Origin of the sequence: Streptomyces sp. FXJ1.172, from assembly GCF_001636945.3 — a bacterium.
In the GTDB taxonomy this organism is placed as follows: domain Bacteria; phylum Actinomycetota; class Actinomycetes; order Streptomycetales; family Streptomycetaceae; genus Streptomyces.
The window spans coordinates 1,494,133-1,510,736 of sequence record NZ_CP119133.2 but is presented as its reverse complement, the minus strand read 5'-3'; the positions used below and the strand labels follow the sequence as shown (position 1 = coordinate 1,510,736).

At 73.2% G+C, this 16,604-nt stretch carries 17 protein-coding genes; 6 read left to right on the top strand and 11 right to left on the bottom strand.

Features of this window, described 5'->3' with window-relative positions; all coding sequences use genetic code 11:
* Position 1: 1 nt before the first annotated feature.
* A complete protein-coding gene (locus tag A6P39_RS06770; protein ID WP_067043983.1) occupies positions 2–895 on the bottom strand; it encodes a M56 family metallopeptidase in 894 nt (297 codons plus the stop codon).
* Positions 892–1,275, bottom strand: coding sequence for a BlaI/MecI/CopY family transcriptional regulator (locus tag A6P39_RS06765; protein WP_067043979.1), 384 nt, complete (start codon positions 1,273–1,275; stop codon positions 892–894). The genes A6P39_RS06770 and A6P39_RS06765 overlap by 4 nt, the downstream gene beginning before the upstream one ends.
* Before the next feature lie 380 nt (positions 1,276–1,655).
* On the opposite strand from A6P39_RS06765, the gene A6P39_RS06760 reads away from it, so the two are divergent.
* Positions 1,656–2,642 (top strand): lysylphosphatidylglycerol synthase domain-containing protein, encoded by a 987-nt coding sequence (locus tag A6P39_RS06760; RefSeq protein WP_067043975.1) that lies wholly within the window; start codon positions 1,656–1,658, stop codon positions 2,640–2,642.
* 75 nt (positions 2,643–2,717) lie between these two features.
* Positions 2,718–3,572: a proteasome subunit beta gene (prcB, locus tag A6P39_RS06755; RefSeq protein ID WP_067043972.1), complete on the top strand. Its 855-nt coding sequence runs from the start codon at positions 2,718–2,720 to the stop codon at positions 3,570–3,572.
* 17 nt (positions 3,573–3,589) lie between these two features.
* Here the strand turns inward: prcB and A6P39_RS06750 are convergent, their stop codons facing one another.
* Positions 3,590–3,883: a hypothetical protein gene (locus A6P39_RS06750; protein WP_067043970.1), complete on the bottom strand. Its 294-nt coding sequence runs from the start codon at positions 3,881–3,883 to the stop codon at positions 3,590–3,592.
* A gap of 157 nt (positions 3,884–4,040) precedes the next feature.
* Between A6P39_RS06750 and A6P39_RS06745 the strand changes: the two genes are divergently transcribed.
* Positions 4,041–4,337 (top strand): antibiotic biosynthesis monooxygenase, encoded by a 297-nt coding sequence (locus A6P39_RS06745; RefSeq protein ID WP_067043967.1) that lies wholly within the window; start codon positions 4,041–4,043, stop codon positions 4,335–4,337.
* A 40-nt stretch (positions 4,338–4,377) separates the two neighbouring features.
* Here A6P39_RS06745 and polX read toward each other — a convergent pair whose 3' ends face one another.
* Positions 4,378–6,156 carry a DNA polymerase/3'-5' exonuclease PolX gene (gene polX / locus A6P39_RS06740; RefSeq protein ID WP_067043964.1) on the bottom strand — a complete coding sequence of 593 codons (1,779 nt, stop codon included), beginning with the start codon at positions 6,154–6,156 and terminating at the stop codon, positions 4,378–4,380.
* 191 nt (positions 6,157–6,347) lie between these two features.
* A complete protein-coding gene (locus A6P39_RS06735; RefSeq protein ID WP_067044275.1) occupies positions 6,348–7,151 on the bottom strand; it encodes a VOC family protein in 804 nt (267 codons plus the stop codon).
* 282 nt (positions 7,152–7,433) lie between these two features.
* Here A6P39_RS06735 and A6P39_RS06730 point away from each other — a divergent pair, with 282 nt between their 5' ends.
* The gene (locus tag A6P39_RS06730) at positions 7,434–8,786 is read left to right on the top strand and encodes an NAD(P)/FAD-dependent oxidoreductase (RefSeq protein ID WP_107304313.1); all 1,353 of its coding nucleotides are present in this window, start codon (positions 7,434–7,436) and stop codon (positions 8,784–8,786) included.
* A 100-nt stretch (positions 8,787–8,886) separates the two neighbouring features.
* On the opposite strand, the gene A6P39_RS06725 is transcribed toward A6P39_RS06730, so the two are convergent.
* Entirely contained in the window at positions 8,887–10,101 is a 1,215-nt protein-coding gene (locus A6P39_RS06725; protein WP_067043956.1) for an MFS transporter, read from the bottom strand.
* Positions 10,098–10,256: a hypothetical protein gene (locus tag A6P39_RS06720; protein WP_159395994.1), complete on the bottom strand. Its 159-nt coding sequence runs from the start codon at positions 10,254–10,256 to the stop codon at positions 10,098–10,100. Before A6P39_RS06720 ends, A6P39_RS06725 begins: the two co-directional genes overlap by 4 nt.
* 326 nt (positions 10,257–10,582) lie before the next feature.
* Between A6P39_RS06720 and A6P39_RS06715 the strand changes: the two genes are divergently transcribed.
* Together A6P39_RS06715 and A6P39_RS06710 are read left to right on the top strand one after the other, a co-directional pair.
* Complete coding sequence (locus A6P39_RS06715) at positions 10,583–11,557, top strand: hypothetical protein (RefSeq protein WP_107304312.1); 975 nt, start codon at positions 10,583–10,585, stop codon at positions 11,555–11,557.
* An 81-nt stretch (positions 11,558–11,638) separates the two neighbouring features.
* Positions 11,639–12,070 (top strand): hypothetical protein, encoded by a 432-nt coding sequence (locus A6P39_RS06710; RefSeq protein WP_067043947.1) that lies wholly within the window; start codon positions 11,639–11,641, stop codon positions 12,068–12,070.
* 59 nt (positions 12,071–12,129) lie between these two features.
* Here the strand turns inward: A6P39_RS06710 and A6P39_RS06705 are convergent, their stop codons facing one another.
* The 4 genes from A6P39_RS06705 to A6P39_RS06690 all read right to left on the bottom strand — a co-directional run bounded on the left by A6P39_RS06705 (position 12,130) and on the right by A6P39_RS06690 (position 16,567).
* Entirely contained in the window at positions 12,130–13,710 is a 1,581-nt protein-coding gene (locus tag A6P39_RS06705) for an IS1182 family transposase (protein ID WP_275883982.1), read from the bottom strand.
* 112 nt (positions 13,711–13,822) lie between these two features.
* A complete protein-coding gene (locus A6P39_RS06700; RefSeq protein WP_067042450.1) occupies positions 13,823–15,196 on the bottom strand; it encodes a sensor histidine kinase in 1,374 nt (457 codons plus the stop codon).
* Positions 15,193–15,858 (bottom strand): response regulator transcription factor, encoded by a 666-nt coding sequence (locus A6P39_RS06695; protein WP_067042448.1) that lies wholly within the window; start codon positions 15,856–15,858, stop codon positions 15,193–15,195. Before A6P39_RS06695 ends, A6P39_RS06700 begins: the two co-directional genes overlap by 4 nt.
* Positions 15,812–16,567, bottom strand: coding sequence for a phosphatase PAP2 family protein (locus A6P39_RS06690; protein ID WP_067042445.1), 756 nt, complete (start codon positions 16,565–16,567; stop codon positions 15,812–15,814). The genes A6P39_RS06695 and A6P39_RS06690 overlap by 47 nt, the downstream gene beginning before the upstream one ends.
* Between the last annotated feature and the right edge of the window lie 37 nt (positions 16,568–16,604).

Sequence of the window (16,604 nt, the reverse complement as noted above, 5' to 3'; positions counted from 1 at the left end):
CTCAGGTCAGCACGCCGGACAGCAGCGCCATCAGGTCGCCCGTCGCGTCGGCGGCGAGCAGGGCGGGCAGGGCGCCCAGGGTGAGGACGGCCGCCGCCGCGGACCACAGGTGTGGCGGCGGACTCGTCTGGAGGGCCGCGATCCGGCGGGTGACGGCGTGGTCGGTGAAGCCCAGGGCGCAGCCGGCCCGGGCGCGGCCCGCCGTGAGCGCGGCCCGGGCCAGCGCGCGGGCGGTGGCCCGCCGGTCCCCGACCGCGGCCGCGGCCTGCTCGTCCGCCCACCGCTCCACGAGGAAGGCGACGGCCCTGCACACCGGCGTCAGCAGCGGATTGGCCGCGGCGGCGAGTGTCACCGCGGTGACCAGTGCCCCGTGCCGGTGCGCCAGGTGCGCCCGCTCGTGGGCGAGCAGCACCCGCCGTTCGGCCGGTGCCAGCGCGCTCAGCATCGCCGAGGTCACCAGGATCCGGCCGGGCCGGCCCGGAATCGCGAACGCCCGCGGCACCTCGGAGGCGGCCACGATCAGTTCGGTGCCGGCCGGCTGGCCCGCGCACAGCCGCCGCAGCGCCCGCCGCGTGGACCGCTCGGCCCGCACGGCCCGGTGCACCCGTACGGCGACGGCCAGCAGCGCCACGGCCGCGCCGAGCCCGATCGCCGCCGGCACCGGATCCGGCATCGGGTGCCCCTGCTCGCGGGCCTCGCGGATCACCGGCGGCGCGTGCCCGAGCAGCGCGGTGGTCAGCAGCACCAGCGACCAGGCGGTGGCCGCCGCCGTCACCACGGCCGCCGAGGCCAGGACGCGCGCGGCGAGCGCCGGGGCGACCCGGCGGGCGATCAGCGGGCCGACGACGGCCAGCAGCAGCGACAGCACCAGCGGGCCGTACACGTCGAACATCATGCGCCGCCTCCGGCGAGCAGTTCGCGCAGCGCCCGCTCCTCCTCCGGGCTCAGCCCCGTGACGAACTGCTGGAGCGCGGCGATCGGGTCCGGGCCCCGGTCCAGGGCCTCGTGCATCGCCTCGGCGGTCAGCTCGGCCGCGTTCTTCGCCGGCCGGTACGCGCCGCGCCGCCCGTCGGCGTCCCGCAGCACCAGCCCCTTGTCGTACAGGCGCTTGAGGATCGTGTGCACCGTGTTGTAGGCCAGTGCCCCGTCGACCTCCGCCTGGATCTCCGCCGGGGTCAGCGGCCGCTCGGTCGCCCACAGCGCCGCCAGCACCTCGCTCTCCAGCTCCCCGGCGCTGCGCCGCTCCGCCCTGCTGCGGGACTCTGTGCCAGCCATGCCCCAACCTTACAGCGCGTAGTGCGTAGGCCGGATGGCCCCGTCCACCCGACAAGAGGCCGCGATACGGGGTAGTTTGGCAGTGTTTCCCCCTGGGTCCGGCGGTGCTTTTACCGTGCTTCGGCGGTCTTTTCCCGACTCCCGCTTTGCCCTACAGGCTGTAGGGTGACGGCGAACCCGCACGGCGCGGGGACAGGAGGGGTGATGATGGCCGGCAGCGCGTACGCCACACTCGCCGCACAGCGGCACCACCGCCCCCCTCTCCTGCCCGCCGCACCGCAGGCACCCGTGGACTCCGCGCGCTGCGGGCACACCGGCGGCCGGCCTTCCGGGCCCCCCTGCGGCCGGCGGCCGTCCGTCCCCCCGCCCGGAAGCGGCCGATGACCTCCCACGGTACGCAGACGGCTCCAAGCGCCGAGACGGCACCGGATGCGGAACTCGCCGCGCCGCCCGTCCGGCGCCGCGCCTACTGGCACGCGGGCGTCCTGCTCGCCGTCCTGCTCGGCGGGCTGTTCCTGGCCCGCCGGCACTGGCCCGCCCTCGAGAGCGGGGCCGGGCGGCTGGCCGGGGCCGACCAGGGCTGGATGCTGGTCGGCGCGACGGCGGCCCTGGGCACCTGGGCGGCCTCGGCACTGGCCCAGCAGGGCGCGGTCGTCCGGCGGCTGCCCGGACCACGGCTGGTCGCCGCCCAGTTCGCCGCCTCCGCCGCGAACCATCTGCTGCCCGCCGGGCTCGGCGCGGGCGCCGTCAACCTGCGGTTCCTGATGCGCTGCGGACTGCCCGCGGGCCGCAGCGCCAGCGCCCTCGCCGTCAAGGCCACCGCCGGAGCCGTCGTCCGCCTCGCGCTGATCGCGCTGCTCGCCCCCGCCTGCCCGGGCCTGCTGCACCTGCCGCACCTCTCGCCCACCGTCCTCGCCGTCGCAGCGGCCGCCGCCGTCCTGCCGGCCGCCCTGCTCGCGACCCCCTGGTGGCCGCGCTGCCGCCGCGCCCTCACGGCCGTACTCGCCGACATCCGCGCGCTGCACGCCTGTCCCGCCCGCGCGGCGGCCCTGTGGGGCGGCTCCCTCGCCTTCGCCGCGCTGCACTCCGCGGTCCTCATCGCCGTCGGCCAGGCCGTCGCACTGCCGCTGCCCCCGCTCCAGGTGGCCCTGCTCTACCTCGCCGCCAGCAGCGCCGCCGCCCTGCTGCCCACCCCCGGCGGCCTCGGCTCCCTGGACGCGGCCCTCGCCCTCGCCCTCACCGTCTCCGGCGCCCCCGGCGCGGCCGCCGCCTCCGCCGTGCTCGGCTACCGGCTGCTGACGGTGTGGCTGCCCCTGCTCCCGGGCCTGCTGGTGCTCGGGGCGCTGGTGCGGCGCAAGGCCCTGTGAGCGACGCGGAGTTTCCCGCGGGCCCGCATCAGGTAGGAGTCGGGTGTCGACATGCCGTACAGGAGGGGGAGAGCCATGGCGGGGAACGACACGGCAGGGCTGCCGAGCGAGGCGTTCTTCACACCGGGGACGTCGTCCTTCACCGAGTTCCTGGCCGCCCACCGCCCCGGCCTCCTGCCCACCCGGCCCAGGCTGCCCGAGGGCGTACGGACAGCCCCCGACAGCTTCCCGCACGGCACCACGGTGCTGGCCCTGACCTACGGCGACGGCGTGCTCATCGCCGGCGACCGCCGGGCCACCATGGGCAACCTGATCGCCCAGCGCGACCTGGAGAAGGTGCACCCCGCCGACGACTACACGGCCGTCGCCTTCGCCGGCACCGTCGGCCTCGCCGTCGACATGGTGCGCCTGTACCAGGTCGAGCTGACGCATTTCGAGAAGATCGAGGGCACCCCTATGACCCTCGCGGGCAAGGCGACCCGGCTCGCGGCCATGATCCGGCAGAACCTCGCCCAGGCCATGCAGGGCCTCGCCGTCGTCCCGCTGCTCGCCGGGTACGACGTCGGCGGACCCGACGGCGGACGCGGCCGCATCTTCGGCTTCGACCCGGCCGGCGGCCTGTACGAGAAGTCCGACTTCTACGCCGAGGGCTCCGGCTCACCGTACGCCCGGGGCGCCCTGAAGAAGCTGTACCGGCCGGGCCTGACCCGCCGCGAGGCCGTCCTCGCCGCGCTCCAGGCGCTGTACGACGCGGCGGAAGACGACTCCGCCACCGGCGGCCCCGACCTGAACCGCCGGATCTTCCCCGTCGTGGCGCTGATCACCGAGGACGGCTTCGAGCGGCTGCCGGAGGCGGAGACGGAGGAACTGACCCGGGAGATGATCCTGCGCCGCACCGACCGCCCGGACGGCCCGCACGCGGCGCCCTGATCCCGGTGGGCGTCAGTTCACTCCTCGTCGACATGGGGCCGGATCTCCACCGTGAGGGCCGCGTCCTCGGGGCCGACGCCCTCCTCGTCCTCCCAGACGATCACGCGCACGTGCTGCTGGCCGGTTCCGCTCATCCTCCATTCGGTCACCAGGTGGGTGATGACGAGGGCGGCGACGTACTCGGCATTCTCGGCGGGGTCGTCGGTGGTGACGGTCCCCTGCCAGCGGTCGGGGTCGTCACTGTAGGGGCGCCAGCCGGCCGAGCCGTGCGGCTCGTCGACCCGGTACACCCAGTCCATCTCGGTGCCCATGGCACCGATCCTTTCACTGCGGTGAGGCCGTTGCATGGCGCTGGACGGGGTTCGCCGCCGGCGATCGCCGGGCAGGCGCCATCGGGGCTGTGGATCTACGGTGGTCGAAGGAGTGTGCCGACGAGGCGAACCGGAAGCCGCAGCGCAGGAGGCCGCGATGGAAGAGCACTTCGTCTGGGTGACGACCCGCCGCATTCGGCCGGGCACCCTGGAGGACTTCGAGAAGGCGTGGCGGCCGGCCACCCACCCCCCGGGCATGCGCCGCGCCTTCGCGTACTGGTCCGAGGACGGACAGGAGATCACCGGGGTGTCGTTCTGGGACTCCAGGCAGGCCTGCGACTCCTGGCGGGCCTCCGAGCCCGAGGCGCAGCGACGCGCCGGCATGGCCCCGTACGTGGTCGAGGAGCGGGAAGGTCTCTACCGCGGCGGTGAACTCGCCATCCCCCAGCGGTAGCCGCACACGGCCGGCTCTCGAAGCCTCGGTGATCCGCGGTTCAGGCCGCGGACCGTCGCTTCACCTCCTTGTTGTCCTTCTTGGCGAGGAAGCGCCGCAGCCTTGCCTGCGTCCAGGTGTTGATCACGTCGTCCTTGGCGAGCCAGCCGCGCTGGGCGGTTCCCACGCCGTAGCGCATGTTGGCCAGGTGGAGCGTGGAGTGGGCGTCACTGTCGACGGCGAACTTCACCCCGTGGCGCTTGGCCCGCAGGATGTCCTCGTCGCGCAGGTCGAGCCGGTCCGGGTGCGCGTTGATCTCCAGGGCGGTGCCGGTGCGCGCGCACGCGGCGAAGATCTCGTCGAGGTCGGCGTCGATGGGCGGCCGCTTGCCGATGATGCGAGCGGTGGGGTGGCCGATGATGTTGACGTGCGGGTTCTCGCAGGCCCGTACGATCCGCCGGGTCAGCGCCTCGCGGGACTGGTTGAAGTGCGAGTGCACGGAGGCGACGCACAGGTCGAAGCCGGCCAGGAACTCCTGCGGCCAGTCCACTTCGCCGTCGGGGCCGATGTTGAGTTCCGCCCCGTGCAGCAGCCGCATGCCGCCGCCGCGGCTGCGCCGGCCGCGTCTGCCGTAGACGCCGTCGAGAGCGCGCACCTCCTCGCGCTGGGCCAGCATCCGCTCGTCGGTCATCCGCTGCATGTACAGGTTCGGGCCGTGGTCGGTGATCGCGTAGTAGGCGTAGCCGCGCGCGGCGGCCGCCGCGACCATCTCCTCCAGCGGGGCGAGGCCGTCGGTGAGGTCGGTGTGGGTGTGCAGGTCGCCCCGCAGGTCCGACTCCTCGATCAGGTCGGGCAGTTCACCGTGCAGCCCGGCCTCGATCTCCCCGCGGTCCTCGCGCAGCGTCGGCGGGATCCACGGCAGGCCGATCCGGTCGTAGACCTCCTCCTCCGTCTCGGAGACGATCTTCTTCCCGCTCTCGGCGTCGAACAGCCCGTACTCGGACAGCTTGAGCTTCTGGTGCACGGCCAGTTCCCGGGTGCGGATGTTGTGTGCCTTGGAACCGGTGAAGTACTGCAGGGCCGCACCCCAGGAGTCCGGCGGCACGACCCGCAGGTCGACGGCGAGACCCTTGGTGGTGCGGATGGAGGTCTTCTTCTCGCCGTGCGCGATGACCTCCGAGACGTACGGCAGCTCGGTGAACGCCCGCATGATCGGTGCCGGCTTCTGCGCGGCCACGAGGACGTCGATGTCGCCGATGGTCTCGCGGATCCGCCGCAGCGATCCGGCGTACGCGCACGTGCGGCAGCCGGTGACACGGGACAGCTCGCCCACGACGTCGTCGGCGAGGTCCATGGCGACGTCCAGCAGGACGCGGCCCCCGGAGGACTGCTGGAGTTCGATGCCGTGGAGGATGTTTTCCTCCGTCTTCGGGCCGAAGCCCTTCAGGTCGCGCAGCCGCTCCTCGTGGATGGCGTCGGCCAGTTCCTCGACCGAGGAGATGCCCAGTTCCTCGTACAGGACGCACGCCTTCTTCGGGCCGAGGGTCGGGATGGCGGTCAACCGCCGTACACCTGCGGGGATCTTCGCCCGCAGTTCCTCGACGGCGGACACCGTGCCGGTGCGGAAGTACTCGGTGATCTTCTCGGCGATCGACTTGCCGACGTTCGGGATCTCCTTCAGAGCCTTGGCGTCGAGGGTGGACACATCGGCGTGGTGGCCGCCCACCGACCGGGCGGCCTTCTCGTAGACGCGCGCCTTGTACGCGTCTCCACCGGTGATCGAGATCAGGTCCGCGTACTCGGCGAACAGGGCGGCGATCTCGTCGTTGGACCGGGCCATGCCTCCCGGGTGAGCAGGCTCGCACCGTTTAATCCCCTCATTTCTCCGGAAGCCGGACGATCTCGTCCCGGCCGGCACCGACGAGCAGGTGCCCGGGCCAGGTGGCCGCGGACGAAGACCCGGCAGGTGACGGGGAGACGACGCCAGGTGACCGGACGGACGCGCGGCCCGGTACGGCACCCGGCCGGACGTCAGCGTTCCCGGCGTGAGGTGACCGTGAACTGGGCGCCGTCGTGATCGCGCAGTGTGGCCTCGTGCTCACCTTCGTCCAGGACGCTGCCGCCGTGTTTCTCCGCGGCCCGGGCGCACGCCGTCACGTCGGCGACCGCGAAGTGGACCTGCCAGTGCGGCCGGACGGAAGGATCGGGTGGCGCCTCGACCGAGCCCGATTCGATACGGGCCACGATGTCGCCCCGGCTGCGCAGCAGCACCGCGCCTCCCGCGTACTCGACCTCGCAGCAGCCGGGGAGGTCCGAGGCCCAGTCGAGGATCCCGCTGTAGAAGATGGCGGCGTCGAAGGCGTCGCGGGTGTGCAGTGTGATGAAGGTCGGTGCCGCTCGCCGCCGGCACTCCCAGCGGCCGACGAGTTCCCCCTCCCAGACGCCGAAGGTGGCTCCGTCCCGGTCGGCGAGCAGTGCCACGCGCCCGGGTGGCAACCGCAGCGGCCCGACGGCTGCCGTTCCGCCGCGCTCCCGGGCCCGGGCGGCGGCCTGGTCGGCGTCGGGGACCGCGAAGTAGGGCGTCCAGGCCACCGCCATCTGCCACAAGGCGGCGACCGCGGCGATCCCGGCGACCGGTACCGCGCCGGCCATCGCGATCCGGAAGTGGTCGCCGAGCCTGGCCGGACGCCAGCGCCAGCCCAGCACGGCGCCGTAGAACTCCTGCGTCGCCTCGAGATCGCGGCTGGTCAGGCTCACCCAGCACGGCGCACCGAACACGGAATGGGTGAAAACGAGGTCCGTCCCATCGGGGGAGTGTGTCGTGCCGTGATTCATGCCCACCGCGCCCTGGTCTCGTACACCGGCAGCCCCGTACCTGCTCCAGTCTCCAACGGAGAACCTGAGCCCGCACGTCGTTCCTCCCGGCGTCTTTCCGGGCAAGGGCGCAGTTCCCGTCAACTCACGTTCACCGCAAGGATTTCCGGATACCGGGGGAATGTCACCCCGGTGACTCAATGTGCTCGTCGGCTTGCCCGCTGTGGCATACGTGCCGCCCGCTCGGGGCAGTGAAGGGGCCCGGGAACAGCGGGATTCGGCCCGCGGCAGGGAGGGAGCGGCATGCCCATGGGTACGGGTGTCCGGCACGCGGTGGTGATCGGGGCGGGCATGGCGGGTCTCGCCGCCGCTCGTGTGCTGGCCGACAGCTTCGAGGCCGTCACCGTCGTCGAACGCGACACGCTTCCGAGTGCGCCCGGGCCCAGGGCCGGGGTGCCGCAGGGGCATCATGTGCATGGCCTCCTGGCCCTCGGTGCCGAGGTGTTCGAGGGATACTTCCCCGGGCTGCGGGCCGAGCTGCAACAGGCCGGCGCGCCGGTGTGGGACTGGGGCGAAGGCCTGCGTGCCGTGCTGCCCGGCGGTTCACCGCCGCCCGTACCGATGGACATGCCGACCCAGACGTTCTCACGGCCCCTGTTGGAGCACGTGCTCCGCCGGCGGGTGAGGGCGTTGGAACCCGTCACCGTCCGGGACGGCCTCACCGTGACCGGCCTGCGTACGACCGGTCCCGGCAAGGTCGTCGGTGTGCGCGTGAAGGACGGCGACAGCGAGGACGAGATCGCCGCGGACCTCGTGGTGGATGCCTCGGGCCGCTCCTCCCGCCTGCCGCGGTGGCTCGCCGCCCTCGGCCTGCCCGACCCCCGCAAGACCACCGTCGATGCGCAGATCGGCTACGCCTCACGCACCTACTCCTGTCCGGCAGGACAGTCCCTGCCCTCCTGGATGGGCCTGCTGGAGCCCCTGCGGGCACCCGATTTCCCCAGGGGCTGCTACGCGATCCGGATCGAGGACGACCTACTGCACGTCACCCTGCACGCAGGCGGCGGAACCCAACCACCGCACGGCGACGACGACTTCCTCGCCTTCGCCAAAACCCTGCGCGGCCCCATCGCCGACACCATCACCTCCCTCACCCCCGCCTCCGCCGTGCGCCGCTACGCCCGCACCCTCAACCAGAAGACCGCCTACCACCGCCTGCCCCGCTGGCCCGACGGACTGATCGCTCTGGGGGACTCGGTGTGCACCTTCAACCCCGCCTATGGCCAGGGCATGACCGTCGCCGCCCTCGAGGCCCGGCTCCTGGAGCAGATGCTCCGCAGCCGGCGCACCCGGACCCCCCTGGACGGACATGCCTTCCAGAAGCGGCTGGCTCGCGTCACCGCCTTCTCATGGCTGATGGCAACGATCCCGGACCGGGCCTGGGCACAGTCGCACCCCGCCTGGCCGGTCAAGGCCGGCAACTGGTTCATGAACCGCTTGATCGACACGGTCCCCCACGACCCGAAGGTCTACACCGCCTTCTCCAGCCTCTTCCACATGACCGCCGGACCCCTGACGCTGGCCGACCCACGCGTGTTGTCCCGCGTCCTCATCGGCCCCCGTCCCAGTGGAAACCTGCGCACCACCACGGCCTGAACCCGCATGCACCGAGGCGGCCGGACCCGCCGGCGAACCCCGCACCGCCTCTCCCCGGGTGCCGCCGTCGGAGCAACAGTCGTGCCGGCGGACGTGGTGGTCACCCGCCGGCATGCCGAGTGCGGCCGAGGACGGGCAGGGCGACGGCCAGAGCGAGGGCGGCTGCGCCGGACACCAGAAGCGGAACGTGCCCGTCAGCGCCCCAGGCGAGCCCGGCCCACAGGCCCGCAAGAAGAACGGCGGCGCCGGTGATGCCCTGGTAGAGGCCCTGGGCGGTGCCCTGTTGGTGATCGGGGACGAGGGTGGAGATCCAGGCTTTGCCGACTCCGTCGGTGCAGGCGTTGAAGCCGCCGTACAGCGGCAGCACCACGAACACCGCCCACGGGGCGTGGATCAGGCCGAGGCCGAGGTAGCCGGCGGCGAAGAAGACCAGGCCCGCCGTGAACACGAGCGGACGGGACAGCCGGTCGGACAGGGCTCCGGCAGGGTAGGACAGGGCGGCGTAGACGAGGTTGTAGACCGCGTACGCGCCGACCACCCCGGCGGTGGTCAGGCCGAGGTCGTGGGCGCGCAGCAGGAGCAGCGCGTCGGGGAAGTTGACGAGGCTGAACGCGGTCAGCACCGTCAGCACCCGCCAGTACGGTCCGGGCAGGGCGCGCCACGGCACACGGGCGGCCGATCCGCGGCCGGTGCCCGAACTCGCTGCGTGGCGCGGGTCGCGGACGGCGGCGACCAGGGCGACGGAGGCGATGGCTGGGATGAGGGCGATCCAGAACAGTGGGCGCAGACGGTGGTCCAGCGCCTCGTACAGGGCCAGGCCGACGAGCGGGCCGACCACGGCGCCCGCGGTGTCGGCCGCCCGGTGCAGCCCGAAGACCTTGCCGCGCTGCCCGTCGGGGATGCCGCCTACGAGGAGGGCGTCGCGGGGCGCGCCGCGCAGGCCCTTGCCGAGCCGGTCGACCACGCGCGCGACGAGGACCAGCGGCCACATGGTGGCGAGCGCGATGAGCAGCTTGCCGAAAGCCGCGAGGCCGTAGCCGGCGCCGATGAGCGGGCGGCGGGCGAAGCGGTCGGCCAGGCGTCCGGCGGCGACCTTGGTGACCGAGGCGGCGCCCTCCGCGAGTCCCTCGATGGCGCCGACGGCGGCGGCCGGGGCGCCCAGCACGGTGGTCAGGAAGATCGGCAGGATCGGATAGAGCAGTTCGCTGGCGGCGTCCTGGAGGAGGGAGACCCCGCACAGCACCTTGACGTTGCGGGTCAGCCATGCCGGACCGCGTCCGGCGGCCTGCGGGGGTGTGGTGTCGGGTCCGGTCACGGGTGCGGCACTTCCAGGAAGCGGCCGAGTGCCGCGGCGGCGCCGGCCAGTGCCAGGGCGGTCGCGGCGGCCGGCGCGGTGGCGGGCACGGCTGCCGTGCAGCGACTGTCCGGCCGGGCGCCCTCGCGGTCGCCCCGGTCCTGCGGCCTCGGCATGATCAGCTCCTCCTCCTGGTCCGCCCCGCTGTGACAGGACTGTCGCACACCCTTTGTCGCACGTCCTGTAAGACTCAGACTTCCACAGCAGGACGTCCGCCGGCGGCCCGTCGGAGCAGGTTCTCGCGGATCCAGGGGGTCGGATGTGTCGCCCGAACCTCTGAGTTCGCTCTGAGGCTGATGAAACAGTATTGAACGACAGGTGAAAGATCACCTAACGTCTCGCGGCGCAAGGCACCATCCACCGTGGTGACACCAACGAGCCGTCTGGCCAGCGGCGTTGCACAGCCCTCCCGCAAGTCCAACCGACAGAGAAGGGCACCACCGTGCTTCGTTCTGTACGTGCCGCCGGCTGCGCCACCGCGCTCGCCGTCGTCGGTCTTGCCGCCGCCGCACCTGCCGGGGCCAGCGAACTCGCCCCCCACCACGGGATGAAGGCTCATGGCACACAGGCTGCGGCCGCCGTGGCCGGCAACCTCTCCTACGGTGGCGGCAACGTCGTCACCAGCCCGAAGATCTACGTCGTCTACTGGGGCAATCAGTGGGGCACCGGCTCCACGGTCACCAACGACCCCTCGGGCGAGGCCGCGCTGCAGCTGAACTTCTTCCAGCACGCCTACGGCAGCGGTGACACCTGGTCCAACTCGCAGACCCAGTACTGCCAGGGCGTGGCCACCGGTACCACCCAGTGCAACGGCGCCGGCACGGCAGTGGGCCACCCGGCCGCCAACCCCGTCGGCGGAACCTGGCTCGACAGCTCGGCCAAGGTCGCCAACCGACCGAGCGATGCCGCGATAGCCGCCGAGGCGGTCAAGGCCGCCGCCCACTTCGGGGTCTCCGGCGACAACGCCGAGGTCATCGTGGACCTGCCGCACGGGGTCGTGCCCAACGGCTTCAAGACGCAGTACTGCGCCTGGCACGACCACACCACCACCGGATCCGGGGCCGACCTGCCCTACACCAACATGCCCTACATCACGGACGCCGGTTCGGGGTGCGGTGCCAACTTCGTCTCCACGGGCTCGTCCGGGGTCAACGGCGCCACCGAGGGGATCACCATCGTCGGCGGCCACGAGTACGCCGAGACCCTCACCGACCCGGCACCCAGCAGCGGCTGGACGGACAGCACCGGCTACGAGACCGGTGACAAGTGCGCCTGGATCTCCAGCGGGCAGGGCGCGTCCTCCATCGTCGGCCTGAACGGCACGAACTTCGCCGTGCAGTCGTTGTGGAGCAACAACTTCAATGGCGGCGCGGGCGGTTGCGTCGTCTCCTACACCAGCGCGAGCAACCAGCACTGACAGCGCATCCTGTTCCGGAGGCCGGGCCCGTCCCCTCAGCGGGGCGGGCCCGGCCTGCGGCCTCACCCGAGGAGCACGATCGTGAACCGAGCCCTGCCCGCCTTGACGCTCGTGGCCGCCGCCCTGCTGTCCGCCTGCACCACCGGCACACGTCCGGTGGCGGCGACCCCGGCACCCACCTCACCCGCGTCGGCACCGCCCGCCTGCGCAAAGCTCCCGGCCGCCGTACTGCCGCACTCGGCCGGACAACTGACCCAGGAACACAGCGGGTTGTACTGCTTGCCACGCGGCCGGCGGGTGGACGTCTTCCTGACCGCCCAGAATCGCGACCGGTGGCAGCCGGTCCAGGCAAGCGGGAACGGCGTACTGGCGCCCGCGAACACCGGTGTGATGACCGCGCCGATGGGCGTCACCCCCGCGATGTTCGTCGGTGCCGCGGACGGCACGGCCGTACTGACCAGCACGACCGCGGCAGGAGGCAGGTGGAGGGTCACGATCGAAGTCGAAGGCTAGAAGGCTCATGAAGATCTTGGTGGGGGGCTGTCCGGCCGGAGGCCGGGCAGCCCCTGTTGCTATGCGGTTGGCGGGGCGAGTTGCCAGCGGCCGCCGGTGTGGGTGAGTCCGAGGTTGATCAGTCGGCGGAGGTTGAGGGCGGCGGCTCGGGTGTGGAGCCAGGTGTTGTTGTTGATGGTTCCGCGGTAGCGCAGGCGGCGGTTGCCGTGCTGGACGAGCCAGGCGACGGCGCGTTCGACCGGGGGTCTCCAGCGCCGGTAGTCGGCTTGCCAGTCCGGGTCGGTGGCGGCTTGGTGGCGGGCCGCGGCCTGGAGGTCGTGGTGGGGGCGGATGGTCAGGATGCGGCCGGCCTTGGCCTTGGTGCACCGCTCACGCAGCGGGCATCGGGTGCACAGGTCCTTGAAGGCGGCCTTGCGCTGGTGGTGCTGTCCGCCGGGGTCCGACAGGGGGACCGTGTGCCCGGCGGGGCAGGTCACGAGGGCGGCGGTGGTGTTGATGGTGAAGTCGTCCAGGGTGAAGCCGCCGGGGACGGCGGGCCGTAGCGGGGCGGGTTTGAAGAACAGCCGGTGTCCCGCCTGGTGGAGGGCTTGGCGCGTGTCGCCGGCGGAGTAGGCGGTGTCGCCGAAGGCGTCCACCGGGTTCTCCTCGTCGGCCAGCAGGTCCAGGCCGACGGTGGCCTCGTGGTGCTCGGCTCCGGCGCCGGGCCGCAGAGCCACGGCGGTGTATAAGCCGGTCTCGGGCTCGATGGCCAGGTGGGCTTTGTATCCGTCCTGCTGGTGGGTGCGGGTCTTGTGGATGTGGCGGGCTTCGGGGTCGACGGTGGACACGACGCGGCCTGGAGCGGTCCCCTGGGTGATGCGCCAGCGTCCGTCGCGGCCGTCGGAGTCCTCGGCCGGCTCGACATCCTGCCCGGCGACCAGGGCCAGCAGGCCGAGTGCGTTGGCCGCCTTCTCGCCCAGTTCCTGCTCGGGCAGGTGGCCCAGCAGCCTGAGTGCGTCGGTGACCAGGGCGTCGACGAGGGCGGCGCGGGCCTGTTCGTCGTTCCAGGCGATACGGGGCTTGCCGGGATCGGTGTAGTCGTGCGCGGTGCACTGCACCGCGGCCACCTCGGCCGCGCCGGGGACCTCGCGGATCACCGCGCGGACGGCGGCGATGAGCTGGGTGACGGTGTCCTGGGTGGCGACCGCGTCGTCCAGCACGGTGGAGTCCAGCGCCCGCCGGTGCTTGCCCTTCAGCACGCCGGTGGCCTTCACGACCTCGCGCACGGCCTCGAACACCCGGTTGGGCCGGGGCGAACGCGATAGCCGGCGCCGGAAGTAGGCCAGCAACGACGGATCGAACGCCATGTCATGCAGACCGAGTCCGCAGGCGGCCTTCCATCGCAGGTCACACCGCAGTTCCTGGACCGTCTCGAAGTCCGACAGCCCGTGCAGGGCCTGCAGCGTGATCGCCGCGGCCAGGATCTGCGGCGGCATGCTCGGCCGCCCGTTCGCCGACGGGTACATGTCCGCGAACATCTCAGCCGGAAACAGCGCACCACGGTGCTCGGCCAGAAACGCGAACACACTCCCTGCCGGGATCAACTCCCGGCAGGTCTCCCACACATCCGGTCCGACCGTCTCCCCGGCCCATTCCCCCATCACCACGAAACGAGTCTGGCCCCGCCGCTCACGCGGCGGGGCCAGAACCCCAAGATCTTCATGACCCTTCTAGGGGGTGTCGTTCGGATCGGGCCGGCCGGCCCGAGCGGGGTCAGCCCGCGGGCAGGGTGACCACGAACCGTGCCCCGGGCCGGTGCCCGGGGTCGTGGGAGACCTCGCCGCCGGCCGAGCGGGCCAGCCGCCGGGCGAGCGAGAGCCCGAGGCCCGCGCCGCCGTGCCCGTCGCCGGGCTCGGCCCGCGTGCCGGGCTGGAAGAGCAGCTCGGTGAAGGCGGCCGGTACGCCTGGGCCGTCGTCCGTGACCTCGATCCGGATGCCGTCGTCCGACCGGGACGCGGCGAGCGTGACCGCCGTACGGGCGTAGCGCACCGCGTTGGCCAGCAGCGGACTGACGATCCGTTCGAGGAGCGCCGGCTGCACTCCTGCCGTCAGCGGGCCGGGCCCGTGCCGGACGACGGCCCGCACCGCGCCGGAGCCGTCCGCGGGGGCGGCCAGCCGGTGCAGCACGGTCGGCACGTCGGCGGTGCCGGGAGCCGTGGGCACGCCCTCGCGGGCCTCGTCCAGCAGGGTGTCGCAGATGGTGCGCATCGACTGCGCGGCCTCGGCGACGACGTCGAGGCAGGCCTTCGTCTCGGCGTCGGAACGGGGGCGGGCGCGCCACCAGTCCAGTTCGGCCACGATCCGGCTGAGCGGGGTGCGCAGTTCGTGGGACAGCTCTCCGGTCAGCTGCCGCTCGTGCCGCAGCACCGCCCGGATGCGGTCCAGCAGAGAGTCCAACGAGGCGCCGAGCGCGGCCAGTTCGGCCGGCCGGCCCCGGCCCGCGAAACGCTCCTGGGACCCCACGGCACTCCACTGCGTCGCCTGGTCCGTCATGGTGCGCACCGGCCGCAGCGCCCGCCGCACCGCCAGCCGGGTCAGCGCGTAGGTGCAGGCGAGCATCACCGCGTCCAGCGCGAACGAGCCCAGCAGCAGCGTCCGGGCCGAGCTGCGGTACGGCGCGAGGTCCAGTGCCGTGACCACGGTGGCCCGCGCCGCGGCACCGGGCACCGGCTCCGCGCACAGCCGTACCGTGTCGGGGCCGTGCACCGTGCGGCAGTCGCGCCCGCCCCGGGCGGCCAGAGTGCCGGCGGCGCGGGTGAGTTCACCGGCCCCGGACGGGGGCTGCTCCAGCAGCCGGCCGCCGGCGTAGATCCAGGCGTTGGTGTCCAGGAGCCGGTCGCCGGAGGTCTCCAGCACCCGCACCCGGTCGTGCCGCGCGTCGACGGTGGCGGCCACGGCCGCCGCCCGGGCGTGCAGTTCGTCGTCCGCCTCCCGCTGGAGGCGGTGGCGGACCACGGTGTTGAACACCACGGTGAGGATCACCATCAACAGCGCGGCCGTGGTCAGCGCGACCAGGGAGAGCCGCCCGCGCAGGGTGCGCGGCGCGAGCCGGGCGCGGAGCGGGCGGACGGGTGCGGGGGACCTCATGTCAGGCGGTGACCGATGCCGCGGGCCGTGGTGATGGTCAGCTCGCTGCCGGCCGCGCGCAGCTTGCGGCGCAGCCGGGTCAGATACTGGTCCAGCGTGTTGTCGCTGACCTGAGCCCCCTCCGGCCAGCCGGCGCGCAGCAGATCGCGGCGGCGCACCAGCTCCCCGCCCGCCGCCGTGAGCGCGGCCAGCAGCCGGAACTCGGTGGGGGTGAGGTCGACGCGGCTGCCGTCCACGGTGGCGCCGTGCCGGACGGCGTCCAGCACCAGACCGCCCGCGGCGGTGGGCGCGGCCGGGGGTGCGGCCCGGCGCAGGGCGGCGCGCAGCCGGGCGGCCAGCTCGGCGAGATGGAAGGGCTTGGGCAGGTAGTCGTCGCCGCCGGCCGAGAAGCCCGACAGCCGGTCGGTCAGCCCGCGCCGCGCGGTCAGGAAGACGACCGGGGCGTGGAATCCGCCCGCGCGCATCGCCTGGCAGACGTCGCGGCCGTCGGCGTCGGGCAGGCCGACATCGAGCACGACGGCGGACACGTCCGGCGTCGCCAGTCGCAGGGCGGTGGCGCCGTCGGGCGCCGTGACCGTGTCGAAGTCCTCGTCGTGCAGACCACGGCGCAGCACGTCACGCAGGGCGTGATCGTCCTCGACGATGAGGATCCTTGGGCGCATGACTCTCCACCGGCCCGGTGGCCGGATCGCTGGGACGGGATCTGCCCGGCCACGGGGCACCGGGCAGATGACGCGCGGGCAGCCACCGGGCCACCGCGCAGACGGACAGGGCGAGCCAGCCGGCGGCGAACAGCCAGCCGCCGATCACATCGGTGAACCAGTGCACACCCAGGTAGACGCGGGTCAGTCCGACCGCGGCCCCCCACACGGCGACCAGCGCGGCGAGCACGGTCCGGCCCCGCGGGGCGCGTATGCCGACGGCAAGGATCAGCAGCCCTGCCGTCAGGGCGCTCGTGGTGGTGTGGCCGGAGGGGAACGACCAGCCGGAGGCGTGCGTCTGCCAGTCGTACTGCGGCGGCCGGGCCCGGGCGACCAGGTCCATCACGCCGTAGCGCACCGCCTGGGCGGCCCCCAGGCAGACCACGCCGAGGAGTGCGGCCAGCAGCCGCTGCCGTACGGTGCGCCCCGCGATGACCGCGGCCAGCAGGGCCAGGACGTACGGCACGGCACCCGTGCCCGTATCGGTCAGGCCGCGCGCCACCGCGACCGCCACCGGGGGGCGGTGCCCGACGCTCCAGTGCAACAGGGCCCGGTCCAGGTACAGCGGGGCGCCCTGGTCGCTGATCAGCACGGCGGCCAGCGCCGCGAACGCCATCCAGGCGCCCAGGGCGACGGTGCCCGCGTGCTCCGTGAACCTCGCGCGGTTCATGACACCTGCAGCGGGCGCGGCCCGGCGCCCGGCTGCT

Excerpts from the sequence above, each read along its gene's own strand:
- polX (WP_067043964.1), bottom strand. The coding sequence starts at position 6,156 with ATGGCCCGGTCCAACGACGAGATCGCCGCCCTGTTCGCCGAGTACGCG.
- A6P39_RS06750 (WP_067043970.1), bottom strand. The coding sequence starts at position 3,883 with ATGGGCACCGAGATGGACTGGGTGTACCGGGTCGACGAGCCGCACGGC.
- A6P39_RS06730 (WP_107304313.1), top strand. The coding sequence starts at position 7,434 with ATGCCCATGGGTACGGGTGTCCGGCACGCGGTGGTGATCGGGGCGGGC.
- A6P39_RS06700 (WP_067042450.1), bottom strand. The coding sequence starts at position 15,196 with ATGAGGTCCCCCGCACCCGTCCGCCCGCTCCGCGCCCGGCTCGCGCCG.
- prcB (WP_067043972.1), top strand. The coding sequence starts at position 2,718 with ATGGCGGGGAACGACACGGCAGGGCTGCCGAGCGAGGCGTTCTTCACA.
- A6P39_RS06765 (WP_067043979.1), bottom strand. The coding sequence starts at position 1,275 with ATGGCTGGCACAGAGTCCCGCAGCAGGGCGGAGCGGCGCAGCGCCGGG.
- A6P39_RS06760 (WP_067043975.1), top strand. The coding sequence starts at position 1,656 with ATGACCTCCCACGGTACGCAGACGGCTCCAAGCGCCGAGACGGCACCG.
- A6P39_RS06745 (WP_067043967.1), top strand. The coding sequence starts at position 4,041 with ATGGAAGAGCACTTCGTCTGGGTGACGACCCGCCGCATTCGGCCGGGC.
- A6P39_RS06695 (WP_067042448.1), bottom strand. The coding sequence starts at position 15,858 with ATGCGCCCAAGGATCCTCATCGTCGAGGACGATCACGCCCTGCGTGAC.
- A6P39_RS06735 (WP_067044275.1), bottom strand. The coding sequence starts at position 7,151 with ATGAATCACGGCACGACACACTCCCCCGATGGGACGGACCTCGTTTTC.
- A6P39_RS06720 (WP_159395994.1), bottom strand. The coding sequence starts at position 10,256 with ATGCCGAGGCCGCAGGACCGGGGCGACCGCGAGGGCGCCCGGCCGGAC.
- A6P39_RS06705 (WP_275883982.1), bottom strand. The coding sequence starts at position 13,710 with ATGGGGGAATGGGCCGGGGAGACGGTCGGACCGGATGTGTGGGAGACC.
- A6P39_RS06690 (WP_067042445.1), bottom strand. The coding sequence starts at position 16,567 with ATGAACCGCGCGAGGTTCACGGAGCACGCGGGCACCGTCGCCCTGGGC.
- A6P39_RS06770 (WP_067043983.1), bottom strand. The coding sequence starts at position 895 with ATGATGTTCGACGTGTACGGCCCGCTGGTGCTGTCGCTGCTGCTGGCC.